At 40.2% G+C, this 24,876-nt stretch carries 24 protein-coding genes and 1 rRNA gene; 19 read left to right on the top strand and 6 right to left on the bottom strand.

Annotated elements, in window-relative coordinates; genetic code table 11:
• Window positions 1–11: 11 nt before the first annotated feature.
• A 5S ribosomal RNA gene (gene rrf, locus ACTWPM_RS06990) occupies window positions 12–125 on the top strand.
• Between the two features lie 879 nt (window positions 126–1,004).
• Here the strand turns inward: rrf and ACTWPM_RS06995 are convergent.
• Window positions 1,005–2,264: an NAD(P)/FAD-dependent oxidoreductase gene (locus tag ACTWPM_RS06995; RefSeq protein ID WP_443132349.1), complete on the bottom strand. Its 1,260-nt coding sequence runs from the start codon at window positions 2,262–2,264 to the stop codon at window positions 1,005–1,007.
• A gap of 105 nt (window positions 2,265–2,369) precedes the next feature.
• On the opposite strand from ACTWPM_RS06995, the gene ACTWPM_RS07000 reads away from it, so the two are divergent.
• Complete coding sequence (locus ACTWPM_RS07000; protein WP_443132350.1) at window positions 2,370–3,989, top strand: putative polysaccharide biosynthesis protein; 1,620 nt, start codon at window positions 2,370–2,372, stop codon at window positions 3,987–3,989.
• A gap of 13 nt (window positions 3,990–4,002) precedes the next feature.
• Window positions 4,003–4,725, top strand: coding sequence for a pseudouridine synthase (locus tag ACTWPM_RS07005; RefSeq protein ID WP_443132351.1), 723 nt, complete (start codon window positions 4,003–4,005; stop codon window positions 4,723–4,725).
• 52 nt (window positions 4,726–4,777) lie between these two features.
• On the opposite strand, the gene ACTWPM_RS07010 is transcribed toward ACTWPM_RS07005, so the two are convergent.
• Window positions 4,778–4,975, bottom strand: a complete 198-nt coding sequence (locus tag ACTWPM_RS07010) for a DeoR family transcriptional regulator (protein ID WP_443132474.1) — start codon at window positions 4,973–4,975, stop codon at window positions 4,778–4,780.
• 175 nt (window positions 4,976–5,150) lie between these two features.
• On the opposite strand from ACTWPM_RS07010, the gene ACTWPM_RS07015 reads away from it, so the two are divergent.
• From ACTWPM_RS07015 to ACTWPM_RS07035, 5 genes are read left to right on the top strand one after another with little or no spacing between them, the layout of a single operon-like run.
• On the top strand, window positions 5,151–6,173 hold the full coding sequence (locus tag ACTWPM_RS07015) for a potassium channel family protein (RefSeq protein ID WP_443132352.1): 1,023 nt from the start codon (window positions 5,151–5,153) through the stop codon (window positions 6,171–6,173).
• Window positions 6,173–7,561, top strand: coding sequence for a dipeptidase PepV (gene pepV / locus ACTWPM_RS07020; protein ID WP_443132353.1), 1,389 nt, complete (start codon window positions 6,173–6,175; stop codon window positions 7,559–7,561). Before ACTWPM_RS07015 ends, pepV begins: the two co-directional genes overlap by 1 nt.
• A 19-nt stretch (window positions 7,562–7,580) precedes the next feature.
• Window positions 7,581–8,762 carry an MFS transporter gene (locus tag ACTWPM_RS07025; protein WP_443132354.1) on the top strand — a complete coding sequence of 394 codons (1,182 nt, stop codon included), beginning with the start codon at window positions 7,581–7,583 and terminating at the stop codon, window positions 8,760–8,762.
• On the top strand, window positions 8,759–9,307 hold the full coding sequence (thpR, locus tag ACTWPM_RS07030) for an RNA 2',3'-cyclic phosphodiesterase (RefSeq protein WP_443132355.1): 549 nt from the start codon (window positions 8,759–8,761) through the stop codon (window positions 9,305–9,307). The genes ACTWPM_RS07025 and thpR overlap by 4 nt, the downstream gene beginning before the upstream one ends.
• Before the next feature lie 14 nt (window positions 9,308–9,321).
• On the top strand, window positions 9,322–10,236 hold the full coding sequence (locus tag ACTWPM_RS07035; RefSeq protein WP_443132356.1) for an NERD domain-containing protein: 915 nt from the start codon (window positions 9,322–9,324) through the stop codon (window positions 10,234–10,236).
• Here ACTWPM_RS07035 and ACTWPM_RS07040 read toward each other — a convergent pair.
• Window positions 10,223–11,233, bottom strand: coding sequence for an EAL domain-containing protein (locus ACTWPM_RS07040; RefSeq protein WP_443132357.1), 1,011 nt, complete (start codon window positions 11,231–11,233; stop codon window positions 10,223–10,225). The genes ACTWPM_RS07035 and ACTWPM_RS07040 overlap by 14 nt on opposite strands.
• Before the next feature lie 84 nt (window positions 11,234–11,317).
• On the opposite strand from ACTWPM_RS07040, the gene ACTWPM_RS07045 reads away from it, so the two are divergent.
• Together ACTWPM_RS07045 and ACTWPM_RS07050 are read left to right on the top strand one after the other, a co-directional pair.
• Window positions 11,318–12,253 carry a diacylglycerol/lipid kinase family protein gene (locus ACTWPM_RS07045; protein WP_443132358.1) on the top strand — a complete coding sequence of 312 codons (936 nt, stop codon included), beginning with the start codon at window positions 11,318–11,320 and terminating at the stop codon, window positions 12,251–12,253.
• Between the two features lie 156 nt (window positions 12,254–12,409).
• Window positions 12,410–13,207: a phosphotransferase gene (locus ACTWPM_RS07050; RefSeq protein ID WP_443132475.1), complete on the top strand. Its 798-nt coding sequence runs from the start codon at window positions 12,410–12,412 to the stop codon at window positions 13,205–13,207.
• A gap of 65 nt (window positions 13,208–13,272) precedes the next feature.
• Here ACTWPM_RS07050 and ACTWPM_RS07055 read toward each other — a convergent pair whose 3' ends face one another.
• A complete protein-coding gene (locus tag ACTWPM_RS07055) occupies window positions 13,273–13,440 on the bottom strand; it encodes a hypothetical protein (protein WP_443132359.1) in 168 nt (55 codons plus the stop codon).
• 260 nt (window positions 13,441–13,700) lie between these two features.
• Here ACTWPM_RS07055 and trmB point away from each other — a divergent pair, with 260 nt between their 5' ends.
• Together trmB and ACTWPM_RS07065 are read left to right on the top strand one after the other, a co-directional pair.
• Window positions 13,701–14,342, top strand: a complete 642-nt coding sequence (gene trmB, locus ACTWPM_RS07060) for a tRNA (guanosine(46)-N7)-methyltransferase TrmB (protein ID WP_443132360.1) — start codon at window positions 13,701–13,703, stop codon at window positions 14,340–14,342.
• Between the two features lie 69 nt (window positions 14,343–14,411).
• Window positions 14,412–15,272 carry a YtnP family quorum-quenching lactonase gene (locus tag ACTWPM_RS07065; RefSeq protein WP_443132361.1) on the top strand — a complete coding sequence of 287 codons (861 nt, stop codon included), beginning with the start codon at window positions 14,412–14,414 and terminating at the stop codon, window positions 15,270–15,272.
• 51 nt (window positions 15,273–15,323) lie between these two features.
• On the opposite strand, the gene ACTWPM_RS07070 is transcribed toward ACTWPM_RS07065, so the two are convergent.
• Window positions 15,324–15,641 carry a PepSY domain-containing protein gene (locus ACTWPM_RS07070; RefSeq protein WP_443132362.1) on the bottom strand — a complete coding sequence of 106 codons (318 nt, stop codon included), beginning with the start codon at window positions 15,639–15,641 and terminating at the stop codon, window positions 15,324–15,326.
• Between the two features lie 149 nt (window positions 15,642–15,790).
• On the opposite strand from ACTWPM_RS07070, the gene ACTWPM_RS07075 reads away from it, so the two are divergent.
• A complete protein-coding gene (locus ACTWPM_RS07075) occupies window positions 15,791–16,861 on the top strand; it encodes a M42 family metallopeptidase (RefSeq protein WP_443132363.1) in 1,071 nt (356 codons plus the stop codon).
• A gap of 90 nt (window positions 16,862–16,951) precedes the next feature.
• Window positions 16,952–17,458, top strand: a complete 507-nt coding sequence (locus ACTWPM_RS07080) for a DUF84 family protein (RefSeq protein WP_443132364.1) — start codon at window positions 16,952–16,954, stop codon at window positions 17,456–17,458.
• Window positions 17,459–17,511: 53 nt separating this feature from the next.
• Here the strand turns inward: ACTWPM_RS07080 and ACTWPM_RS07085 are convergent, their stop codons facing one another.
• The gene (locus ACTWPM_RS07085; RefSeq protein ID WP_443132365.1) at window positions 17,512–17,952 is read right to left on the bottom strand and encodes a YtoQ family protein; all 441 of its coding nucleotides are present in this window, start codon (window positions 17,950–17,952) and stop codon (window positions 17,512–17,514) included.
• A 1,175-nt stretch (window positions 17,953–19,127) separates the two neighbouring features.
• Between ACTWPM_RS07085 and ACTWPM_RS07090 the strand changes: the two genes are divergently transcribed.
• From ACTWPM_RS07090 to ACTWPM_RS07110, 5 genes are all read left to right on the top strand, one after another.
• Window positions 19,128–20,156: a PTS transporter subunit IIC gene (locus ACTWPM_RS07090; RefSeq protein ID WP_443132366.1), complete on the top strand. Its 1,029-nt coding sequence runs from the start codon at window positions 19,128–19,130 to the stop codon at window positions 20,154–20,156.
• Between the two features lie 34 nt (window positions 20,157–20,190).
• On the top strand, window positions 20,191–20,505 hold the full coding sequence (locus ACTWPM_RS07095; RefSeq protein ID WP_443132367.1) for a thioredoxin family protein: 315 nt from the start codon (window positions 20,191–20,193) through the stop codon (window positions 20,503–20,505).
• Between the two features lie 146 nt (window positions 20,506–20,651).
• Window positions 20,652–21,470, top strand: coding sequence for a DUF1444 domain-containing protein (locus tag ACTWPM_RS07100; RefSeq protein ID WP_443132368.1), 819 nt, complete (start codon window positions 20,652–20,654; stop codon window positions 21,468–21,470).
• Between the two features lie 3 nt (window positions 21,471–21,473).
• Window positions 21,474–22,079: a YtpR family tRNA-binding protein gene (gene ytpR, locus ACTWPM_RS07105; protein ID WP_443132369.1), complete on the top strand. Its 606-nt coding sequence runs from the start codon at window positions 21,474–21,476 to the stop codon at window positions 22,077–22,079.
• Window positions 22,080–22,229: 150 nt separating this feature from the next.
• Complete coding sequence (locus ACTWPM_RS07110) at window positions 22,230–24,800, top strand: DNA translocase FtsK (protein ID WP_443132370.1); 2,571 nt, start codon at window positions 22,230–22,232, stop codon at window positions 24,798–24,800.
• Window positions 24,801–24,876 lie beyond the last annotated feature (76 nt).

A 24,876-nucleotide genomic window follows, 5' to 3' on the forward strand; every position in this document is an offset into this window, starting at 1 on the left:
ACTGTATATGATGTGGTGGTGAAGGCGAAGAGGTCACACCTGTTCCCATGCCGAACACAGAAGTTAAGCTCTTCAGCGCCGATGGTAGTCGGGTCGATCCCCGTGAGAGTAGGACGCCGCCACGTCACCAGTAGAAAAAAGTCTTGAATTTATTCAAGGCTTTTTTTCGTTAGGTTATATTAATTGTTGCTGTTAAGTATGTATTAAAATTGAGGGTTCCTTAAGTTTGTGGTCACTTTTGGATATCGATAGAAGAAAATAGAATATGCCATCTAGGAATAAACCACAGATCGAAATTCATAATAAAAGTACTGTAAAGATTCCCATACGCAGGAGAAATATTGATCCCTACTAATTTAGATACTGTCTAAAAAGAAACCACGCTCACTAAACCATACATAAGCATATACAAGCTCTTTTCTCCACCTATTCTTTCCAAATCAATACCTCGTTTAATAGACATACGTGTTCATACACCAAATGTTTCAATAAATTCGAAAAAATATCCTTAGAATGAATGTACATACATTTGTCATTTGTTTGAGGTCATAGAATCTTAGGTGTCCAGTAAGCTAAAATGAAGTAGTAGACATCCAACCATTCAGAGGCTATGCGAAGAAGATCCCCTTACTTTAAGGCAAGGGAATTGCTCTCCAATAGAATCCTAGTTATAATAAAACAGGAATATACGTTCGGAGGGGTTTCTATTAATTTAACAAGATGGAGTTATGCCGGAAGAAAAATGGTACGGGGCTATTTTGATAAATTCCCCAATACCACCATCTATTTCAGAAGAATTCGGCGATATTACATTGTGTATTCACTGGATTGGGTTAAGGAAGACCCGGTAGTGGAGAAAGAAGATAGAGAAGAGATGCAGGCTCTCTTAAATAGAGAGCTAGGTAGAGAACAAGAATACAAGAAAAGAAAATCGAGAAGCTTTTAAGAGCTTCTCGATTTTTTATATTCGCGGGCTATTCGGAGGAAGATCAAAAATGTTTCTCTTATCCCATCGATTCCCAGGCAGCATGCATGCCTGCTACGCGACCGGTTACCATAGCTGATGTGATATTATATCCACCAGTGTAACCATGAATATCCAAAATTTCACCACAAAAGTAAAGACCATTCATGAGCTTAGACTGCATTGTATTGGGGATAATCTCTTTAATTGAAACTCCCCCTCCCGTAACAAATGCTTTTTCTATAGGGAGAGTATCATGAGTTTTGACTTGAAAGTGTTTAATAAGGGAGACAAAATTATTCAGTTTTTGATTAGAAAGATTAGCTGCTTTTTCATCTGCTTCAATATTAGTGTAATCTAATAAATAATCTAATAAGCGCTCGGGAACAATTCCTTTTACCAGGTTTCTAAAGGTTTTCTTAGGATGGTCTTTCAAATCCTTCTGTATTTCCTCATAAAGCACATGCTCTTTTTTGTCCGGCATACAATCAATTTCAATAGTAACTGGTTTATGACCTTTCATAAATTCTTTAACCACATATTGAGAACATCGCAGGATGGCAGGCCCCGATAGTCCGAAATGAGTAAAAAGCATATCCATACGGTGAGTCACTATCTGCTTTCCTTTTTGGTTAAGCACGGATACATCTACATCTCTTAAAGATAAACCCTGCAGACTTTTATCTTTAATAAATTCCTCGTTTGATCGCAAAGGAACCTCAGTAGGAAAAAGCTCCGTAATTACATGTCCTGCTTTTTTCGCCCATGCGTAACCGTCTCCTGTACTTCCTGTATGAGGTACAGCTTTTCCTCCAACAGCTATAATAACAGCTTTCGTCATAATTTTTTCCTTGGATTGAAGTGTAATTTCATGTTTTTCGTTACCGTACTGAATAGACTCGACAGGTGTTTTCTTTCGAACTTCAACATCCAAGTTTTCCAGTCGGTCTAAAAGAGCCTGAACCACATCCTTTGCTTTATTACTTACAGGAAACATACGTCCATGATCCTCTTCTTTTAAAGCAACTCCCAGTCCTTCAAAAAAATCTATAATGTCATAGTTGTTAAATACAGAAAAAGGACTGTATAAAAACTTGCCATTTCCGGGAATATGTTTGATCACTTCTTCTTCTGGAAGACGATTAGTCACGTTGCAGCGGCCTCCGCCGGAGATTGCCAGCTTAGTACCTAATTTATTTCCTTTATCAATTAGAAGGGTTTTTACGCCTTGTTCAGCAGCAGCGATCGCTGCCATTAAACCTGAGGGGCCTCCCCCGATTACGGTTACTTGGTAAGTCATGAGGTTCTTCCTTTCTTTTTGGCCGATCGTTCATTGTTTCACCTTTATCTATGATAAAATAGATGAGGTCGATTCTACAATAAAATTGAAGGTGAATAGTAAAATATGTCGAAAATCTTAAAAGGCACGATGTTATTAACAGCCGGGACTTTTTTATCAAAATTCCTGGGTATGATTTATACGGTACCATTTGAAAATATGGTAGGCACGGAAGGAACAGATTTGTTTTCCTACGCTTATGTTCCTTATAGCATTCTTTTAAGCTTGTCCAGTATGGGGATTCCCGTAGCCGTGTCCAAATTTGTTTCTAAATATAACGCGCTTGAAGACTATGAAACCGGCAGAAGGATGCTGAAGGCCGGTATTACACTCATGTCTATCAGCGGGATATTAGCGTTCTTAATATTATTCTTCTCCGCTGAGCAAGTAGCCTCGTGGACGGTTGGTGCTGATTCCCCCATCCTGGGTGATGCAACCATGGTTATTCAAATGGTAAGTTTTGCTTTGCTGGTGATCCCGCCAATGAGTATTACACGGGGATTTTTCCAGGGATATGAATCTATGGCACCTACCGCTGTTTCACAAGTGGTAGAGCAAATTGTAAGGATTGCATTCTTACTAGTGTCCGTTTTTCTTATTGTTCAAGTTATGCAAGGACCTATTCCAAGAGCAGTAGGCTTCGCAACTTTCGCCGCATTTATTGGAGGCATTGCCTCTTGTATTGTCCTGTTTCTTTACTGGAGAAAACGAAAACCATATTTAGATCGTCAGTTAGATGCACAGGAATACACATATGGTTTATCCAATAAAGAAATGTTTCAAGAACTGTTTACCTATGCAGGTCCATTTATTTTAGTAGGCATTGCTACACCGCTTTATCAGCTGATTGACCAGTTTACGCTGGAAAGAGCGATTACGGCGGCTGGATTGGAATATAAGAATTCATTTTCAATCATTAACTTTTTGAGTCACAAACTGGTCATGATTCCTGTAACGTTTGGGATTGGTTTATCTCTGGCCTTGCTGCCTGCTATCACTCAATCCTTTACGAATAAGAATATGAGACAGTTGAACAACCAGGTGAATCAAGCCTTGCAGATCATTGCAATTCTTATTATACCTGCTGCAGTCGGTTTATCTGTAGTGGCATTGGAAGCCTACGGAACATTTTATGGAGTAGATGAAAATCTTGAAGATTTTCTTTTCAAAGGAAGCCTGTTAAGGTGGTACGCTCCTGTCGGTTTATTCCTAGCTCTTTATACCGTGACGTCGTCTGTTCTTCAAGGAATTAACCGTCAGAATTTTGCGGTAATCAGCCTGGGAACTGGTATATTCCTAAAATTAGTACTCAATACGTGGCTTATTACGATTATGGGACCGAAGGGAGCTATCTTGGCTACCGGGATTGGCGTAGCATCTGCCGTGACTTTAAACTTCTGGCGGATATTTACAGCGATAGAGTTCTCTTACAGACAATTATACAAGCGTACACTACTGGTACTTATATTAACAACAATAATGGCTATTTCCGTTTTCCTTGTGAAAGGACTGGCAGGCTTCTTTCTTAACCCGACAGAAAGCAGATTGGATGCTTTACTAGTGCTTACGTTAAGTATAGGCTCAGGCGGTATAATTTATTTGTGGTTAACGTACAAGTCAACGTTATTAGAACGAGTACTTGGTGGAAGAGTAAGAGTATTAGATAAATTCTTAAAGCGCAGGTGAAGGAGATTTTAAAATGAGGATCGATAAATTGTTAGCCAACATGGGCTATGGAACACGCAAAGAGGTAAAGTCTCTGCTTAAGGGCGGGAATGTACGAGTAAATGGCCAGCCAGAAAAGAGTCCTAAAACCCACATCAATACTGAACAAGACGAAATCACTGTTATGGGAGAAGAAGTGGAGTACCGAGAGTTTATTTATATCATGATGAATAAACCAGGTGATCTTATTTCGGCTACTGAAGACGCCAATGAGACTACCGTCATTGATATTCTCCAGCCGGAAGATTCCATTTTCAATCCTTTTCCTGTCGGCCGGCTCGATAAAGATACAGAAGGACTTTTGCTGATCACTAATGATGGCCAATTGAATCATCGGCTGACTTCTCCAAAAAAAGACGTTGGTAAAACATATTTCGCTATTATTGAAGGAAAAGTAACAGAGAAAGATGCAGAAGAATTTTCAAAGGGTGTTACACTCGATGATGGTTACAAAACGAAGCCTGCTGAGCTCGACATCCTTGTATCGGACGATCGCTCTGAGATTGAATTGACCATAACAGAAGGGAAATTCCATCAAGTGAAGCGAATGTTTGAAGCAGTCGGTAAAAAAGTGATCTATCTAAAAAGAATTAAAATGGGCACGCTCGAACTTGACCCGGAATTAGAACTGGGTGAATACCGTGAGCTGAGCGACGAGGAGCTCGACTATTTGTTCTCCATTACTAATCTTGAATAATCATTAAAAAACCACCCGATCCTAAGGAAAGGGTGGTCTTGTATATAGTTATTCATCCTGTTTTAACTTTCTTTTTAGTAATGGTCCACTTTCCACGGTATGGACTTGATACAAGCCCGTTATATTCCAAAACGCTTAAGTCCCTTTGCATTGTTCGATCTGTAATTCCGAATTCATCAGCGAGTTCGTTCGTTGTCACAATTCCTTGGTCTCTTATGAAGAGGTAAACAGCCTTAATTCGATTGAGCATGCGGGAAGATGGATGATTCAAAAAACCACTCCTTATTCGTCATCATTGGAATTTGTGGTGCCATTGAAGCTGGTTTCATTCTACTATAGTGAAAAAGGCTGTTGCTACAAAAATACGCTTATTTTACAGATAATTCACTAAATTTACAACTTCTTAAAAAAAAGGAGGCGATGAAGTGCTAATTTTAAGGAAATTATTTCTAAGAATTGTCAAAATAAACAATACCGTTCTTTTTCTATCGAGTGCATTGCTTGTTATATTTTCTTCCGTATTAATTGTGCTTGTAGAGAATGAAACGTTCCCTACTATTTTTGATGGGTTCTGGTGGGTCATGACTACTGTAACTACAGTTGGATACGGAGATTACTATCCTGTAACAGCAGGCGGGCGATTGATAGCCATTGGTTTGTACGTGATAGGGATCGGGCTTATCGGAGTAGTGATCAGTAAAATTATTGACGCTTTTGCTCTATTTAGAAAAAAACGTTTGGAAGGTGATATCGTGTATAAGGATTCCGGTCATTTTATTATCATCGGGTGGTCGCAAAAAGCCCATTTTGCTATAAAAGAAATCATAGACACCAATCCTAAGACTGAAGTAATTATCATTGATCAGCTGAAGGAAGCCCCACTCCTTGAAGAAAACATTCACTATGTAAAAGGGGAAGCTTCAAATACAGATACATTAGAAAAAGCGAATATAAAACGTGCAAAGGCGGTCCTTGTATTTGCAAATGATAAATTGAGTAATGAGCAGGTGGCCGATGGGCAGACCTTATTAATTGCTTCTTCCATTGAGTCAATTGCTAAAGAAGTCCATACCATTGTGGAAATTATGGATGAGAAACATATTAAGAACTTTAAACATATCCACGTCGATGAATTCATTCTTTCGAACGAAACCATCTCCTCTCTTGCTGTCCGTTCAGCTTTTAGAAAAGGAGTTTCTGAAATTTACGGTCAGCTTCTAAAGAGGTCCGTTGGAGAAGATCTTTACCATATCCCTATGAGAAGCCACTGGAAGATATACAGAGACGCTTTTCAAGAATTGCTGGATGAGGGGGCCACTCTTATTGCTGACCGTCAGGACCTGGCTATTAACCGTAAATTAGACCAACCAATTCCTGAAAAAGCGGAATTATATGCGATTTGCAATGATGATGTCTACGCCCAAATTACAAAAGGAGGGTCCTCTTAATGGATTTCAAAAAGATGAGTGGGATGTACGAAGAAGAATTCCTTACGAAAGTATCTCAAATTCTAAAAATACCAAGTGTGTATGAGGAAAGTGAAGAATATCCATATGGAAAGGCGATCCATGACGTGCTGGAGACAATGCTACATATAGCCCGGACAGATGGGTTCCACACAAAAAATATCGATGGCCATGCTGGTCATATTGAATTTGGTGAAGGGGACGAACTGCTGGGTATCCTTGGTCACCTGGATGTGGTTCCTGCGGGGAAAGATTGGAAGACACCGCCTTTTGAGCCGACTGTAAAGGATGGGTGTTTATTCGCCAGAGGGGCCCAGGATGATAAAGGTCCGGTAATGGCAGCCTATATTGCAATGAAAATACTTAAAGATAAAGGGTTTAAGCCCAACAAGCGTGTCAGGCTTATCCTGGGGACAGATGAAGAACGGGACTGGAAAGGAATGGACTACTATTTTACAAAGGAGGAGATGCCAACCTTTGGGTTCTCTCCCGACGCCTCTTTTCCAGTAATTCATGCCGAAAAAGGATTATTGGACAGCTATATCACTTATCCAGCCCCGGACATCAGTGACAATGAAATTCCTGCCGCCCGGTTCGTTAGTCTGAGTGGTGGAGACCGATTGAATATGGTTCCTGATCAAGCGAAAGCAGTGTTACATTCTGAAGAAGACTTGGAAACTCATGTAAAGAAGTACGCAGCAGAGCAGATGGTTAGTACATCTGTTGAAAAAGATGAGAATACTTATACAATTACGTTTTATGGAGAAGCGGCTCATGCTAGTAAGCCGGAAACAGGTGTGAACGCGATCACTAATTTACTCACCTGCTTACTTACCCTTCCCATTCATTCAGAATGGAAGAGGAAGCTAAAAAAAATAGCTGAAGATTTCCACCGGACAGATGGAAGTGGTCTGTTTCTTAAACAGTCAGATGAAGACTCTGGAGCACTTAGTAGTAATCTTGGCTCTCTCAAAATTCAGCCGAATAGTTCCTTTACTCTCGGGGTGAATATCAGGTACCCGGTTACAGCCGACGGGGAGCAAATTATTTCCACACTTCAAAGTTATGCTGAAGAAAACGGTGGAACCCTGGAAGTGTATGATCATTTAAAAGCCCTGTTTATGGAAAAAGATCATCCGTTTTTGGAGACTCTTTTGCGTGTGTATAATGAAGCAGCTGGCCAAAATGACACAGCTGTATCGATCGGTGGCGCTACCTATGCTCGTTCCCTGCAAGCGGGTGTAGCATTTGGAGCCATGTTTCTTGACAGTCCAGACACAGCCCATCAAAGGGATGAACACGTTAGACTGGCTGATATGAAGAAAGCTATTGAGATCTATGCAGCCTCAATTTACGAGCTGACTAAATGATCTTAGAAAGGCCATTTTAATGAAAAATCCAGCAGTTGAAAAAACGTATCGTTTTATCCAGCTTTTTTATTTTTTTGCTTTCTTCTCATTTGGCTCTCTTTTCCCATTATTATCGGTTTTCTTAGAAGAGGAAAAAGGGCTGAACCATACGCAAATTGGTATAGTAATTGCCGCTTTACCGCTGGTTACTATTTTTGTACAGCCGGTATGGGGAATGATTAGTGATTATACAAGAAGACCAAAAAGGCTTTTAATGATCGCATCCATAATGGCTTCTGTACTAGGTTTGTTTTATCCGTTTATGCAGCTCTTTCCTTTTTTATTAATTGGAATAATTTCTATTGCCTTATTTCAATCTGGCATTGTGCCGCTATCCGACAGTTTATCTTTGAGTTTTGTACACACTAACGGGAAGGAATATGGAAATATACGATTATGGGGAGCCATAGGATTTGCGGTATCCGTATTTATCCTTGGTCGTGTTACGGATTGGACAGATTCTCTTAATTGGATCTTTTATTTCTTTTCTTCCGGGTTAATTCTTGCATTGCTCGCATTATTTCAATTTCCGAAACGATCGGAAGAGGTTTCAGTATCCTTCCGTGAAGGATTAAAGGTGCTGCTGAAACAAAAACCATTTATGCTTTTTCTGGTTTCGAATTTTTTGATATTTGGTCCGGTGCTTGCAAATAACTATTATTTCGGGACGTTTATTTTATCTGTAGGAGGTACACTATCCGGAGTAGGAGTTGCCTTCCTGCTAGCAGCAGGGAGCGAGGCTCCTTTTATGAAATATGCACAGAAGGTTATTGATAGGATGGGAGTTTTAAATGTTATTGTGGTTAGCGCTACTGTATCTTGTGCCCGGTGGTTCTTGTACTTTTTTGAGCCTTCGAGTGAGCTTGTATACGCTACAACAATCGTTCAGGGAATATCTGTTGGCCTTTATATACCAGCCGCCTTAATTTTAGTTAGAGAACTAGCTCCTGCCGAGGTGCGTGCCACAGCTGTTGGTTTATACTCAGCCGTAGGCAATGGTTTAGGAAATGCATTCTTTACTTTTATGGGCGGGGTAATGATTGATTTATGGAGTGCAGCGGGAATGTACGGGTTCTTCTCTGGGATGACATTACTCGGAATTCTATTAGTAACCGTGGTTAGAAAATGGACGACAAATCTAATGAAGGAGCTGGCAGGATGAGTGCACACTATTTTTTTGGAATTAAAGCCTCACCTCACGTACAAAAGAACCTGAAAGAATGGCAGCAGATCCTTTCTCAATCTATGGATTTTAAAATTTGGACAGATCCTGATGACTTTCACATTACCATAAAGTTTTTAGGAGGATGCACCGATGAAATAATAAGTGCTTACGTAAATGAGCTTAAAAACCAGGAATGGCCCAAAGCTTTTTCCTTAAAGATTGGACCGGCAGGCTATTTTGGTCAGAAAGTGAGACCGCGAGTGTTTCATGCATCAGTTGAAAACAGTACTTCATTACTAATAATGAAAGATCAAATTGATCGTGCAGGAGAAAAGCTTGGATTTGAAAAGGAAAATAGAAATTTTAATCCACATATTACACTGGCTAAGAAAAAGGCGGAGGGAACCTCTCCATTATCGAAAGCAGAATATCCTAGTATATTTGATATTGAATATCCAATGCGTGTCGAGCACGTTTATCTATTTCGAATACATTCAGATCAGACTCCAAAATATGAACCCGTCGAGAAATTTGTTTTATAAGTAGAGGTGAAAAAGTGGCTCAATTAATTAAACTCCAGGATTACATTTCCAGATATGAAATGGATATCTATCAGTATCCCACCCGATTCATACAGTTGAAAAAAGAAAACTGGAGTAAAACGAAGCAAGCATTTGAGCAGGGAAGGCTGGAAAGAATAGATGAAAAAGAAGATGAAGCTGAGAAGGAGCCTCAGCCACGTTGGAAACGAATTTTATTTCGTTCGAAGGAAAAAGAAAAACAGGAAAAGGTAAGCAATATAAAAAACGAAGTTTCAATACCTGAAACTATGCAGGAGTTAAAACAGTATTTTTTAAATGAATTGATCTCTTTTCAACTCCAATGGGCATCCACCACGCTTCAGGAAAAGTCTTTTTTGGATAGAACCTACCAGAAGGATGATAAACTTAAATTTTTCCTGCAGAGATTTCCAGATACTTTCTTGATTATGTTTTATCCCGTAGTAAAGATGCGAAACGCAAAAATGGAGTCAGATATCATACTTATCGGACCTTTTGGAGTAGAAATTATTTTTTACTTGCATCTGCCTGAAGCTGAGGAAATCCAACCTTCCTCTGATCATAGCTGGTATGCTTTAAATAAGGACGGTTCTAAAGTTATTAATCCACTGCTCTCACTAAAACGGACGGAAACGTTTGTCAAAAGTGTTTTAAAAACCTACAAAATTGATTTTCCTATACGTAAAGTCGTTTTAGCTCCTGATTTAGTTTTTCAATCGTTTCAGGAGCCATACGATACAGACTTTATTGATAAGCAGAATTACGAGCCGTGGGTGTATAATAAACGGAGATTAACTTCCCCCCTGAAACACAAGCAGCTGAAAGCTGCAGAAGCACTTTTAAACCACTGTCAGACGACGTCCTTTAAACGGCCTGCGTGGGATAGTGAAGAGGAAACTAACGAAGATTGATTGCTTCTTTTGGAAGAGGTCCAGGTTTACCTATATAGTATCCCTGACCATAATCCACTCCAAGTTCACGTACCCAGTTCCATTCATCTTCTGTTTCAATTCCTTCCGCCAGAACTTTAATACCTAAGCTTGAAGCACGGTTCATGACTTGAAAAAGAAAGTTTTGGCTGGTCAGGTCTTCATGACAATTCTGGATATAGGATCGATCGATTTTTAAGAAATCCGGTTTTAATAAACTTAACATCTCGAGCGTACTATACCCTGCTCCCACGTCGTCCAAGGCTACTTTCATCCCAGACGTTTTGTATGTATCTAAGATCGATTTTAAATGTTCTACATTAGTAACCTTTTCAGTTTCAACCACTTCAAATACTAAATCGGCAGGGTCGATATTAAACTCTTCTACCATTTGAAACGTATGTTTAAGGCAGAATTCCGGTACATAAATTGTGGAGGGGAGGAAATTAATAAAGATTTTCTGTCCCTTTGGTAAAAAGTCTGATTTTGCTTTTACAGCTGAGCGTCGTGCCTTCTGGTCAAGCATGGATTGGAGGCCTGAACGCTGGGCATAGGAAAATAAATCGCCTGGATTTATGCTCTTTCCCTTCGTGCGGAGAAGAGACTCATACCCAAAAATTTCATTTTCGTGCATGTCCACAATGGGTTGTAAGTGAGAAGTAAATGTCCCTTGCTGAATAATCTCCCCTAATGCAGGGTTATCCAATCTTTCGTACAGATGCTGAACTGAAATTGGGAAAGATTGAGTTGAATCTAAATTTAAAATGTGCAGCCATTCTTGGGCAGTAGCGGCTGAAAGCAAGGCATCTAAGGAAGATTTTAATTCCTTTTTAGAATTGTACCGATAAATAATGGTATCCTCATCTTCATGACTAACTAAAAGCTGTATGGATTTAAATGATTTCTTTCGGCTTAGTACGATAGACCCGCTTTCGGGGAGGAGGAAATATGTACCACAAAATTGACAGTCTGTCGGCATAAATACCCTCCTCTATAATGATGTTAAAATATGATATTACCATGTTTTTAAGTAAATTATCTTATTAAATAGGAGAAATGTCAGGTGTTCTTACTTATCATCAATCCAGAAGCTGGTCATGGAAAGGCAGAAAAGTTGTTTAGGGAAATCAAAAATGATCCTTTGTATCAAAATCACAAAGAGAATTTTCAAACGCATTTTTCTAAATACAAAGGACACGCAGAAAAAATTGCGGAGGAGTTTTGTACTCTTTACCACGATTTATTGACTTGCCTTATTGTGATCGGAGGAGATGGAACCCTTCATGAGGTAATAAATGGAGCGAAGAATTATCCTGATGTTCCTATCGGTTTTATCCCTGCTGGATCTGGGAATGATTTCGCCAGAGGGGTGGGACAGTCTACACGCGGCTTATCATTATTTCGAAACATAATAGAGGAGCCAGAGTGTCATTCAATTCGGGTAGGTATATTCACATCTTTTAACGAGCATGGATCAAGTCAGCGCTATTTTTTAAATAGTATTGGATTTGGTATGGACGGCCGTATAGTGGAAGCAGTCAATAAACCTGCTTTTCGTAAATGGACCAAGTATTTTCGATTAACATCGTTTATTTACTCGCTGGCTTTACTGAAAGTTTTACCAGACTTAGATCCCGTTTCTATTGATTTGAAAATTGATGGCAAAAAGATCGAATGTGAAAAAGCTACTATGGTTACTATCACAAATCATCCTTATTACGGTGGGGGCATGAAGATTTCCCCTAACGCAAATTACGAAAAATCTTCTTTTCAAATTATTATTATAGAACCTACGCCTAAATGGAAAATATTATCATTATTTTTAACCGTGTTTACCGGACGACATCTCAGCCGCAAAGAAGTACATGAATGGGAAGGCCAAACTGTGCACATCTCTTCGCTTGAGCCATTGCCTTTCCAGGCAGATGGCCAGAGCGGGGAGTGTTATGAATGTTGTATAAAAAAGAGTCCTTCTACAACGTCGATTTTTGTAGGATAAAAAAAGATATTTCTTGAAAGTAGGCAGAGCAATGAGTTAATCTAATTTAAGGTAACTCTTTTTAGATAACTTTAAAGACTTTGGAACGGTCCTAAAGTACGATATACTGATAGTAGTATAATCAAAGGCAGATTTGAGGAATTGAAGGTGAATTGGTTGGAACATATACTTGGTAATGATTGGACGGTAACACCAGCAGGAGGATCCACTGGAGAAGCATATTATGCCCAAACCGAAGGGAAACGTTTATTTCTGAAAAGAAATTCGTCTCCATTCCTTGCTGTGCTTTCTGCCGAGGGAATTGTACCCAAGCTTGTATGGACCAAGCGGTTAGAAAATGGGGATGTAATTACTGCCCAGGAGTGGTTGGAAGGGCGCGAGTTAAATCCGGAAGAAATGAAACATCCTCGAGTAGCCGCCCTGTTAAGTAAAATTCACCACTCGACAGAACTTCTTGATATGCTCATGCGATTAGGGAAGACACCATTGACTCCTCATGAGGTTTTGAGGGACTTAAAGGAAAACCAGCAAGTTCTTGACGAAGTTGCACCTAAACTCAATATACATCAGGCTATTAAATTCCTTGAATATAGAGTTGATGATGTAACGCACGACTTCCACGTGGTTTGTCACTGTGATACGAATCACAATAATTGGCTTCTCTCTTCTTATGACCAGCTTTATTTGATCGATTGGGATAACGCGATGGTTGCGGATCCTGCTCTTGATTTAGGGATGATGCTCTTCTCCTATATACCAGAAGAAAACTGGCATCATTGGTTAAAAGAATATGGAATCGATCCTGATACTCACTTATTCGAGCGGATGATTTGGTATTCTATTTCTCAGGCTCTCGCTTTCATTCAGTGGCACCAGATGAGAGGAGAGTATGACGAGGCTTCTATCCGAACAGAAAAGCTTAAGAAAATTATGGATAAACATAAAATCATTTAATGATTATACTTGAAGTCAAATGAAAAACCGTTGCTGTTACAGCAACGGTTTGTTTTTTATTTATTTTAACCTTCAGTAATCGTAGGAGTATATTTTAGTTTCTTCTCTTTGACTTCGGCGCTCATTTTTTCATTCATTTTTTCAAAAGGATATACAAATAGTGCGTAACCAGCGAACATTACAGAGAAAGTGGCCACCACTGTCATATCAATTACTTGGTTCATCAACTTCATAAATTAATTATCACTCCAATATCCGTTATTATCACGCAAATATAATGGTATATGAGAAAGCGTTTACAACCCAACCCCCTTTTTTCGGAGTTTTTATCAGTTAAGAGAAGAACTTCCTCTTCTTAGCTATATATCTTCCTCATGGTTAAACATAAGGGATATTAGGCACACATTCGTCTATATTCACCGTATTTAATAAAAACTTTAAATTGCAAGCTCGTTCATGGTACGATTTTAACGATAAGAGGAGGAATCTAACTATGCGCTTAAGAAATAAGCCCTGGGCCGATGATTATATGCGTGAGCATGATGATATCGTTGTTCAGGAACCGTTTGAAAAGTTAGGTAAATGGAGCGAATTATTTAAAAATCCACAGGCACCACTACACCTGGAAATTGGTTCAGGAAAAGGACAGTTCATAGCCGGTATGGGGAAACAGCATACTGATGTAAACTTTGTAGGAATAGAGCTCGTGAAAAGTGTGATTGTGGGAGCTCTAAAAAAAGTTCTAGATGCCGAAGTAGATAATGTAAGACTGGTGAACGAGGACGCAAAAGATCTTCGAGAGCTCTTTGGAGAGAATGAAATTGATCATTTGTATTTAAACTTCTCTGATCCATGGCCTAAAAATAGACATGAGAAGCGGCGTCTTACGTATCATACGTTTCTTGACCAATACAAAAAAGTTCTTATACCCGGCGGTGGAATCACATTGAAAACTGACAATAAAGGGTTGTTTGAATATTCATTAGTCAGCTTTTCACAATATGGAATGATATTGGAAGACGTGTCGGTTGACTTACACGCCGATGAGGATCCTCTTAATGTACCCACAGAATACGAGGAAAAGTTTTCTGCGAAGGGGCAGCCCATATACAGATGTCAAGCGCGTTTTGAATAAACACCCTTAGGCAGAGCTCTAGTCGTTATGGTAGACTAGAGCTATATTTGTGTTAGGGGAGATGCTTACATGAAGACGATGCAAATCGGACGAGCCAAATTGACCTGGCTGGATGGTGGAGTTACTCATATGGATGGAGGAGCTATGTTTGGAGTTGTTCCCAAGCCTCTATGGAGCAAGAAATATCCTGTTAACGAAAAGAATCAGATCGAGCTCCGGACTGACCCTATATTGTTAGATATTGATGGGAAACGTATGATCATTGATTCAGGCATCGGAAATAATAAGCTCACTGAGAAGGAACTTCGAAATTATGGAGTTAAAGAGGAATCAAAGATTGAGCAGTCTTTAAATGTATTGGGAATTAGCCGGCATGATATAGATTATGTTCTAATGACCCACCTGCATTTTGATCATGCCTGTGGGCTGACCATGTGGGAAGAGGACCATCTCGTACCTGCTTTCCCAGAAGCGAAAATTTTTACGAATTCTACGGAATGGGAAGAAATGAAGAATCCTAATATGCGATCAAAAAATACATATTGGGAAGAGAACTGGAAACCTGTAGAAGAACTGGTTCATACATATGAAGAGTCGATGGAGATTGTTCCAGGTCTTCGTATGATTCATACAAGCGGGCACAGTGACGGCCATTCCATTATAGTTTTTGAGGATGGTGATGAGACTTTTATTCATATGGCTGATATAATGCCCACGCATGCTCACCAAAATGTATTATGGGTATTGGCTTATGATGATTATCCGGTTACTTCTGTCCAAGAGAAGCAAAAATGGATGGCATATGGCTATGAGAGAAAAGCTTGGTATGTGTTCTATCATGACGCGAACTATTGCGCTCTGCAATTTGATGAAAATGGAAAGATCATAAATGAATTGAAACGAGAACCTCATTCCTATCCAGGAGAATAATAGAAAGCCCCGCTTTGTTAATTACAAAGCGGGGCTGCTATCTGTTCTTAATTAAGCTGAAGTTTCAGCAACATCTACAATCGTACCTGTTTCAGTATCGATGTAAAATTCGTACTGAGAGGTTTCTCCATCTTGGTTCTTAGAAATTCCACCACGATATACATCGTAGTTAATGCCATTTTTGTTAAGTTCCTCAGGCTTCATGTAAATCCAAGAGCCACTGATTGGTCCTTGTTTTTTAAAGGCTTCTTTTGCAATCTTGAGAGCTTTCTCAGGGGTTACGTTCTGGTTGCTGCTAAACTGTTGTTTTACTGCGTAGCCAGCCACTGCTCCTACACCGGCGGCTATTGCGACTTTTTTCCAATTCATTCACCAATCACCTCACAACTTTTTTCTACTTTTCACTATACTAGATTTTCCCGTTAAAAGGAAATTAAAACATAAGGACCGGATTTGTAGAAACGTTTTCAAAGTTCCGTTAAAATAGAGAAAGACGTACAAAAAGGAGAGGTACATAAATGAATCAGGAAACGAAAGATCTTTTTAAAACGTTAACCGAATTACCGGGAGCACCGGCAAACGAACACTTAATTCGTCAGTTCATGAAATCTGAGCTTGAAAAATACTCTGATGAAATTGTCCAGGATCGACTGGGGGGCGTATTTGGTCTTCGAGAAGCTAAAAAAGGCCCTACCGTGATGGTGGCCGGGCACATGGATGAAGTTGGGTTTATGGTGACTCAAATCACGGATAATGGAATGTTACGCTTTCAGCCGCTCGGAGGCTGGTGGAATCAGGTATTGCTTGCTCAGCGGGTCCAAGTGATTACAGAAAATGGCCCAGTAGTAGGTGTAATAGGATCGATTCCGCCGCACAATCTGACGCCGGAACAAAGAAAGAAACCAATGGAAATCAAAAATATGCTGATTGATATTGGAGCGGATGATCGAGAAAATGCTAAACTGATCGGTATTAAACCAGGACAGCCAATTGTACCAATATGCCCTTTTACTCCCATGGCCAATGAAAAGAAAATCCTTGCTAAAGCCTGGGATAATCGTTATGGATGTGGATTGTCCATAGAGCTTCTTAAAGAGCTTCAAGGAACCAAACTTCCAAACAAGTTATACTCCGGAGCCACTGTACAAGAAGAAGTTGGTTTGAGAGGGGCTCAAACAGCTGCAAACAAAATTGATCCAGATATTTTTTATGCTCTGGACGCCTCGCCTGCTAACGATATGAGTGGAGATAAAAAAGAGTTTGGGCAATTAGGTAAGGGAGCTTTACTTCGAATTGTAGATAAATCGATGGTTACCCATCGCGGGATTAGAGACTTCATTCTGGATACAGCAGAAACGCACAGTATCCCTTATCAGTATTTCGTATCGCAAGGAGGGACAGATGCAGGCCGGGTACACATCGCTAATAATGGTATTCCTTCCGCGGTTGTAGGGATATGCTCGCGTTATATCCATACTTCATCCTCCATTATTCATGTGGATGACTATGCGGCTGCAAAAGAATTGCTCGTTCATTTAGTTAAAACAACTGATCAAAAAGCAGTGGATCATATCCGGAAAAATGTATAGAAGTGTTAATGTCACGGTAAGCTGAGTTTAGCTTGCATGACTTTATCGAAATAATGTTAAACATTTGTATAAAGAAAGGTGTATAGACTGGTGAAAATATATGTTGGATCGCAAAACCCTACAAAAGTTGATTCAGTAAAACAAGTATTTGTAAATCATGATGTGACAGGCATGGAAGTCGAATCCAGAGTTGCTGCTCAGCCTTTTTCAGATGAGGAAACGCTGGAGGGTGCAATTAATCGAGCTCGTGAATGTGCATCTATGAATAAAAGCAACCTTGGGATCGGTCTTGAAGGCGGAGTAATGGAGATTGAGGGTGATCTATACCTTTGCAACTGGGGAGCACTTGTCGATTCGAAAGAAAATATATTTACGGCCAGCGGAGCGCGAATTGCTTTGCCAGACGAAATTAAAATGAGTTTGGAAAAAGGAAAAGAGCTTGGCGAAGTCATGGACGCTTATGCAAATAAGCATGAAGTGCGTAAAAATGAGGGTGCGATTGGAATTTTCACGAATGGGGTTATTCAAAGAGAAGAGATGTTTTCCCATGTGGTTAAATTATTAAAAGGGCAATGGGAATTTTATCAACAGTCTTAAAAAAGTGTGCCGACCCGAAGTAGGGCGGCACACTTTTTTGGTCAGAGCCGTAATTACTCATAAATATAATTTAAGACAGCCAGAGCTTGATCAATCGTCTCGACTGTAACATTAGCCTGGTTGGATAATTCTTTTAAGGGGTGAACCAGAGACTTAGGTCGAACAAGAATTAAGGGTTTACCAAGCTGAATAGCGGCACTGGCATCCATAGCTGTATTCCACTGCTTATAGTTTTCACCGAATAGAGCAATTACAGCATCCGATTTTTGAAGTAATACCTGAGTTCTAAAATTATTTACACTAGAAGCAGCATCATCTCGGTAAATGTTATCCGGCTGTTCACCCATAATGACTTCACCGATATTATCAGAACGTTCGTGGTTTTCCTGAGGTCCAACAAAATGGAGCGGTAAATCTTGCTCCTTTGCTTTACTCTTTACGTCATTACGCCAATCGTCATGAATCTGTCCTGCTAAATAAACAGTTAATTCCATTTAAATTACCTCCTTAAGGTATTAAATCTAACCTTAGTATGAAATAGTCTTATTTTTGTGTCTAGCGAAGGCACTTGATATAATTTCCAATTAAATTTAATTTGAGAAGGCAGCTAAGACGATAAGAAAACTCATTTAAGAAAATGATTTACCTAAGATAAGGCTCTGTTATTGTTGATTTTTCATAAGAGGCTTATTACACAATAGGGCCGGATTGTGGAGACTCAGTTTCGAGATATTGAGTGGAGAAAGGGGCGGAAGGGAACGGCTCGATTTCCGCGGCCCTGCACGAGGCAGGGTCTTTCGACATTGCCATAGGACGTGGCGATCTTAGTCGAACATCCCTTGCGCTGAGCTTCCTCGCGCTTAACAGCTCTGCGGGATCTCACCGATCATGTTCCTCTCGCAGGACTCTTCGCTGTTCCCTTCCGCCCCTTTGCGAATATTGAGAGCTCGGAATCCTCTGCATAAACGCCTTCCAATGAACAAGTATAACCGGGGATTACGTGGTTAAAACTGTAGGAACCCTGTTATATAAGCATTTTGAGGCAGATTCAGAATGGCTTCTATTTCCTATAGCGGGGTCCGTTATTCAAAACCATGTTGGGTTGGTGGGGAAATAGCGAGACTCCCGTAGGAGAAGAAGCTAGGCAAGACCCCACAAGGAGCGATAGCGACTGAGGAGGCTTGCCAGTTTCCCCACAGGAAAGCGAGTTATTTCCCCGCCAGCCCTACTCTCTATTCTAGTAACGGGCCCAATTGTCTCGAAACTGAGTCTTACAGTAACGGGAGCTTAACCATAAATCATCACGGAAGTTTAACAAAGCTTAATTTAAAGGTTTGTCTTGCGGGAATTTGTTGTCCTTCTACTTTCCTGTTCATCTAGTAGAACTCGAATGACATCATCGGAATGTTGACTGCTGGTGGTACATTGACTTACTTCAGCGGGTAAACTCTGAGATCGTTATTGAAGTTCCACTGCTGGTTCAAGAAATTGTACACTTAGAAAGAGCTTGCATTTCCCCTAAAGCCGCTGTTTGTAGGTCTATTTATTTATATTAATAATAGTTCATTAGTGGTGTATTCAGGTGTGATTAGTTTATGTACCTTTCTGTATTTACACATGTAAATAAAAAATGTACTATTAATTTTGTAAGTCTAAAAGGAGGAGCAGAATGAAAGCATTTTTAGAGAGAAAAGGGATTCATATATCTGTTCACACCTACTTAATTACGGCGTTAAGCTATATGGCACTTGGACTGTTCTCATCATTAATCATTGGTCTTATTATAAAGACGGTGGGCGAACAACTGACCCTCGGAGTTGTCTCTGACGCATTTATTGAAATGGGTACCTTTGCTATGGACAGTAAAATTTGGGGAGGAGCCATAGGGGCTGCTATTGCCTATGGATTGAAGGCTCCTCCGCTTGTTATTTTTGCCTCTTTGTTCAGCGGAGCATACGGAGCTGAGCTAGGGGGACCAGCTGGAAGTTATATAGCTGCCCTTGTTGCTACCGAATTTGGAAAGTTGGTAAGTAAAGAAACAAAAATAGATATTATTCTGACGCCATTTGCAACCATTACGGTCGGCTTTGTGATTGGAGCTGTCATTGGCCCTCCTATAGGCGGATTTATGACCGGTTTTGGTGAAGTCATTAACTGGGCAACACTTCAACAGCCCTTAATAATGGGGGTTCTAGTCGCAGTACTTATGGGAATAGCATTAACTGCCCCTATCTCAAGTTTAGCTATTGCATTAATGCTTTCGATTGATGGAGTAGCTGCCGCTGCAGCTACCGTAGGCTGTGCTGCTCAAATGATTGGTTTTGCAACAATTAGCTATAAAGATAACGGATTCGGCGGTTTTATAGCTCAGGGAATTGGCACGTCCATGCTTCAAATTGCTAATATAGTCAAGAAACCAATCATTATTCTGCCACCTACAATTGCAGGTGCTGTATTGGCTCCATTTGCGACCGTCTGGCTGGAACTAGAGAACAATGCAGCTGGGGCGGGAATGGGGACGAGCGGGATGGTTGGTCAGATCATGACGTTTCAAACAATGGGCTTTACTTGGCAGATAGCAGGTATTATATTTGTTCTGCACCTCCTTGCTCCAGCGGTTATTAGTTACATTATTGCGTTATGGTTTAGAAAAAGAGGCTGGATCAAGCCGGGAGATATGACAATCGAGTATGATTAGAATTATAATGAACGAAAAATTGGAGGTGAGCAAAATGATTAAGCTTGAGTCCGATGGGCATCTTCGATCACTCTTAGAAGAAGAGGATGTGATATTGTTGTTTTCTGCCAATTGGTGCCCTGACTGCCGAGTAATTGAACCGGTGCTTCCAGAAATTGAGGATAAATTTAGTGAATGGACTTTTGTCTATGTAGATAGAGATCAATTTATCCATATATGCTCTGAGTATGATGTTTTTGGTATCCCTAGTTTTATTGCTTTTAGAGATGGGAAAGAGACTGGGAGGTTTGTAGGGAAACAGAGAAAGTCTCAGGAAGAAATTGAAGATTTTATACGAAATGCCTCATAGTGAACAAGCTGTGCTTTCTTTGCACAGCTTGTTTACTTTTTTAAGTAAGTGAGGATGTGTATAATAGGTAGAGGTATCCGTAAGCTAAATTATGCTAAAATAAATAAGGGAATTGATTTCTTCCATCAATTAAGGAGGAAAAAAGGATGAAAATGACAAGCGTAAAAATGAAGAAGAAATTAGAAGACCGTCTTCACCATCAGGATTGGAAGACGACTTATAATCGCGATAAAGATACGTTTCGTATTGAGTGGCGTGACAGTGGGGAAGGGATTACAATTACTCTACCTAATGTAATTTCCAAGTATGAGTCTCGCGGGGAAGAAGCAATTGATGAACTGGAGGATCACGTGCAAGAGGCTTTGAGAGTAATGAATGAAACTCATGATCTTTCTGGGAAAGAACAACAGATCTTTCCTGTTATCAGAGCCGCATCTTTTCCGACAGAAACAGAAAACGGAAAAAAGCTGGTTCATTCAGAACATACAGCTGAGACCAGGGTTTACTATGCATTGGACTTAGGAAAGTCTTTTCAGTTAATTGATGAAAGCATGGTTGAAAAAGAAGAATGGACTTTAGCACGGTTGAAGGAAGTTGCAAGTTTTAATGCCCGCTCACTGCCTGTTGAAATGAAAAAAGATACAGTGTACGGTAATGATTTCTACTTCCATTCTACTAAAGATGGGTACGATGCAAGCCGTATCTTGAATGAGGTCTTACTGGAGGAACTTAAGGCAGAGTGTAAGGGCGAGTTAGCCATTAGTGTACCTCATCAGGACGTCATTATTTTTGCTGATATTCAGAATTCAGAAGGTTACGACATTCTCGCTCAAATGGCTATGAAGTTTTTTGCGGAGGGCACCGTGCCTATTACTTCATTGTCCTTCCTGTATGAGGATAAACAGTTAGAACCTATTTTTATACTTGCTCAGAAACAACCGAAAAAAGAGCGAAAGGACGATTAAGTTATGGATGTATTTTACAATGAAAAAGGTATTGGGGATGTATTGATTATTCCTATTAAAGAAGGGAACCGCCAAACATTTAAGCAGGAAGCTTATGGGGATGTGGTTAAAATTACTGATAACAGGGATGGATCATTGCTCGGATATAATATTTTTAATGCATCCAAGTATTTTAATCTGCCAGGTGAGGGGAAAATGTTGCTGACGGAGGAAATGCTTCGTCCAATTAAGGATTTGTTTACACAGAATCAGCTGGAAGACGTCCTGGATTTTGATTTAAGTCCTAAATTTGTAGTGGGATATGTTGAAGGCATAGAACCTCATGAAAATGCGGATAAACTTAAAGTCTGTCAGGTGAATACAGCTGATGAACAATTGCAGATCGTATGCGGAGCTCCCAATGTGGATCAGGGACAGAAAGTCGTAGTAGCTAAAGTTGGAGCAACTATGCCGGGCGGAATGAAGATTAGCGACGCTGAATTACGTGGGGTACCGTCAAGTGGAATGATCTGCTCGGCTAAAGAACTAGGTTTACCAGATGCACCTAAAGAAAAAGGGATTCTTGTTCTCTCTGACGAATATGAAGTTGGGGCTCCTTTTGAATTTTAATGCCAGTATAAAGACAAAGCAGCCTGGCTGCTTTGTTTTTTTTACGAATTCTTAATTTTTAAAGCGATTGTAAACCAAACATCAAACAAAAACTGTTAAAATAAAAGGGACCACAAGAGATTTACATATAGGAAAAGAGAGTGAGAAAATATGTGGAATGATATTAAAAATAAATTTAAACAATGGTTTGATGATGAAGCAGATACCCCGAAAGAGATAAAGGAACAACCTAAAAGACAAGAGCGTCAGGAATTGAATGCAAAAACAAAAATGACTTATCGGTATCCTAAGCAAGGGGAGTTTCGGTTCCCTGTTATTCCGGATCAGGGTTCAAGAGCTGATAAAACAGCAGATACTTCCAGCAGGCCGGAAAGGGCTAGACGAAACCAGAACTCAAATCGTACAGAGGAACAAGAAAAGCATGAACATACAAAATCTACTAATAATGAGGCGAAGAAACAGAAAGAAAGTGAGAAAAAAGAGCTCCCGGAAACTTCTACGGTTCCCTTCACACCTACGGATGTTCCTTCGCCTATCTACGGCTACCATAATCGTCAGTTGACTGCGGGTATAGAAAAAATTGAAAACACGGTAGAAAATAAGTTTCCCGGGGATTCTTTTACAAATGATGAAGAAGCCTGGCAGGATCTGAGAAGAAGGTTGAGAAGCAAAGTCACGGAGACCAAAACCATTCAGCCAAAACCTGAGAAAAAGGATCAACCATCAGTTGAAAAGCAAGAAGAAGTTTCTCTAACCGAAGAAGGAAATACTGATTCAGCTGAAGAGGGACTGCCTTCCTACCTGACATCTATGCAATCTTCAGAAGAAGGGACAATAGACTCCAAAAAAAAAGGACCTGAACAATTTGAGGAGCCGGCTGCAACCCTTGAACTAGAGGAACAGGAAGAAGATACCGCGATTAATTCTGAAAGTACCGCAACTGAAGAACAGCCTTCTGTTTTTCAGCCAATTGAGGCTGAAGAAACGGAGGAGGTGGCAGAATCCTCCCAAAAGCAAGAGCGGTTGGAAACAAAGCTTTTAGAAGAAGGTGAAGCTACTGCTGATCCGGTTGTAAATTATGAGAAAAAGGAAGAGCCTGAACAGCCTGAACGGAAAGAAAAGATAAATGGGGGAGAGAAGAAAAGAAGTGTTCCCTTCAATGTTATCATGACACCGAGGGATAAACGCACGCGAGATCAAAATAATCAGGGAAAAACAGTAACAGCTGAGAAGCCAAACAAAACGATTAATGTTTCAGGATCTACTACAGCAGATGAAAAGCAAAGCAGCGTGGAAAACTCTCCTCGTAAAGAATACAAAACGCCTTTACATTTGCTGGAAGATTCAAGGCAAACGACAGGCGAGGATGAAGACTGGACAGCTCAGCAAATGGAACTGCTTGAAACCACGCTAAGACATTTTCACGTTCGTGCTAAAGTAGTGAATGCTATGAAAGGCCCTACAGTAACCAGGTTCGAAGTACAACCTGAGCCTGGCGTTAAGGTTAGTAAAATAACCAATTTAGCAGATGATATTAAGCTCAGTATGGCAGCTCGTGATATTCGAATTGAAGCCCCTATCCCTGGAAAACAGGCCGTAGGTATAGAGGTTCCGAATCCTAAAGCTCAAATGGTTGGGTTGCAGGAAATATTTGAATCGGAGGCTTTTCATAAGGACCCATCCCCCTTATCTGTAGGGTTAGGGCTTGATATCGGCGGTTCTCCAATTGTTACGAATTTGAAAAAGATGCCTCATGGATTAATTGCCGGTGCGACAGGCTCAGGGAAGAGTGTATGTATTAACACCATTCTGATTAGTCTTCTATATAAAGCTCATCATGAAGACGTAAAGTTTTTATTGATAGACCCTAAGATGGTAGAACTGGCTCCTTATAATGATTTGCCGCATTTAGTATCTCCTGTCATCACAGATGTGAAAGCTGCGACCTCCGCTTTAAAATGGGCGGTAAAAGAAATGGAAGAACGGTATGAGAAATTTGTTCAAGAAGGGGTACGCGATGTAGAGCGTTATAATGATAAAATGGTTAAGCAGGCTCGCGCTGGTGAGAAGCTTCCATATTTAGTCATTGTCATTGATGAATTAGCTGATTTAATGATGGTCTCTCCGCAGGACGTTGAAGATTCCATCTGCCGAATCGCTCAGAAGGCAAGAGCATGCGGCATCCATTTGCTGTTAGCTACACAGCGGCCTTCCGTAGATGTAATTACGGGGCTCATTAAAGCGAACATTCCCACAAGAATTGCCTTCAGTGTATCTTCTCAGGTGGACTCAAGAACAATTATTGATTCTGGGGGCGCTGAAAAGCTATTAGGAAAAGGGGATATGCTGTTTGTAGAAAATGGTTCAGGTCAGCCATTAAGAATTCAGGGAGCCTTCTTATCGGATGAGGAAATCGAGCGTATTACCAATTATGTGAAGAAAATAGCTCCACCTCAGTATTTGTTTCATCAGGAAGAGTTGATGAAGCAAATTTCAAACGAGGAAGAAACAGATGCTCTTTTTGAAGAAGCGGTTCAATTTGTTATGGAGCAGAATGGTGCGAGTGCTTCACTGATTCAGCGTCGTTTTAAAGTAGGGTATAACCGTGCGGCTCGTTTAATTGACCAGATGGAAGAATACGGGATTATTTCCGAGCAGAAAGGAAGTAAACCAAGAGATGTCCTTTTAACGCACCAGCAAGTGGAAGAAATGCTTAGTTAACCTGTAGATTTGAAGTCAGCCAGCAGAAATACTTGTGGAAAAGTTTGTAGTTCTATATGATAAGACTTGAATGTAA

The sequence above is a fragment of the Halobacillus sp. K22 genome (assembly GCF_052246795.1).
In the GTDB taxonomy this organism is placed as follows: Bacteria; Bacillota; Bacilli; order Bacillales; family Halobacillaceae; genus Halobacillus.

Excerpts from the sequence above, each read along its gene's own strand:
- thpR (WP_443132355.1), top strand. The coding sequence starts at position 8,759 with ATGAGTGCACACTATTTTTTTGGAATTAAAGCCTCACCTCACGTACAA.
- ACTWPM_RS07075 (WP_443132363.1), top strand. The coding sequence starts at position 15,791 with ATGAATCAGGAAACGAAAGATCTTTTTAAAACGTTAACCGAATTACCG.
- trmB (WP_443132360.1), top strand. The coding sequence starts at position 13,701 with ATGCGCTTAAGAAATAAGCCCTGGGCCGATGATTATATGCGTGAGCAT.
- ACTWPM_RS07085 (WP_443132365.1), bottom strand. The coding sequence starts at position 17,952 with ATGGAATTAACTGTTTATTTAGCAGGACAGATTCATGACGATTGGCGT.
- ACTWPM_RS07040 (WP_443132357.1), bottom strand. The coding sequence starts at position 11,233 with ATGCCGACAGACTGTCAATTTTGTGGTACATATTTCCTCCTCCCCGAA.
- ACTWPM_RS06995 (WP_443132349.1), bottom strand. The coding sequence starts at position 2,264 with ATGACTTACCAAGTAACCGTAATCGGGGGAGGCCCCTCAGGTTTAATG.
- ACTWPM_RS07025 (WP_443132354.1), top strand. The coding sequence starts at position 7,581 with ATGAAAAATCCAGCAGTTGAAAAAACGTATCGTTTTATCCAGCTTTTT.
- ACTWPM_RS07095 (WP_443132367.1), top strand. The coding sequence starts at position 20,191 with ATGATTAAGCTTGAGTCCGATGGGCATCTTCGATCACTCTTAGAAGAA.
- ACTWPM_RS07055 (WP_443132359.1), bottom strand. The coding sequence starts at position 13,440 with ATGAAGTTGATGAACCAAGTAATTGATATGACAGTGGTGGCCACTTTC.
- ACTWPM_RS07065 (WP_443132361.1), top strand. The coding sequence starts at position 14,412 with ATGAAGACGATGCAAATCGGACGAGCCAAATTGACCTGGCTGGATGGT.
- ACTWPM_RS07000 (WP_443132350.1), top strand. The coding sequence starts at position 2,370 with ATGTCGAAAATCTTAAAAGGCACGATGTTATTAACAGCCGGGACTTTT.
- ytpR (WP_443132369.1), top strand. The coding sequence starts at position 21,474 with ATGGATGTATTTTACAATGAAAAAGGTATTGGGGATGTATTGATTATT.
- ACTWPM_RS07005 (WP_443132351.1), top strand. The coding sequence starts at position 4,003 with ATGAGGATCGATAAATTGTTAGCCAACATGGGCTATGGAACACGCAAA.
- ACTWPM_RS07100 (WP_443132368.1), top strand. The coding sequence starts at position 20,652 with ATGAAAATGACAAGCGTAAAAATGAAGAAGAAATTAGAAGACCGTCTT.
- pepV (WP_443132353.1), top strand. The coding sequence starts at position 6,173 with ATGGATTTCAAAAAGATGAGTGGGATGTACGAAGAAGAATTCCTTACG.
- ACTWPM_RS07110 (WP_443132370.1), top strand. The coding sequence starts at position 22,230 with ATGTGGAATGATATTAAAAATAAATTTAAACAATGGTTTGATGATGAA.
- ACTWPM_RS07070 (WP_443132362.1), bottom strand. The coding sequence starts at position 15,641 with ATGAATTGGAAAAAAGTCGCAATAGCCGCCGGTGTAGGAGCAGTGGCT.
- ACTWPM_RS07090 (WP_443132366.1), top strand. The coding sequence starts at position 19,128 with ATGAAAGCATTTTTAGAGAGAAAAGGGATTCATATATCTGTTCACACC.
- ACTWPM_RS07010 (WP_443132474.1), bottom strand. The coding sequence starts at position 4,975 with ATGCTCAATCGAATTAAGGCTGTTTACCTCTTCATAAGAGACCAAGGA.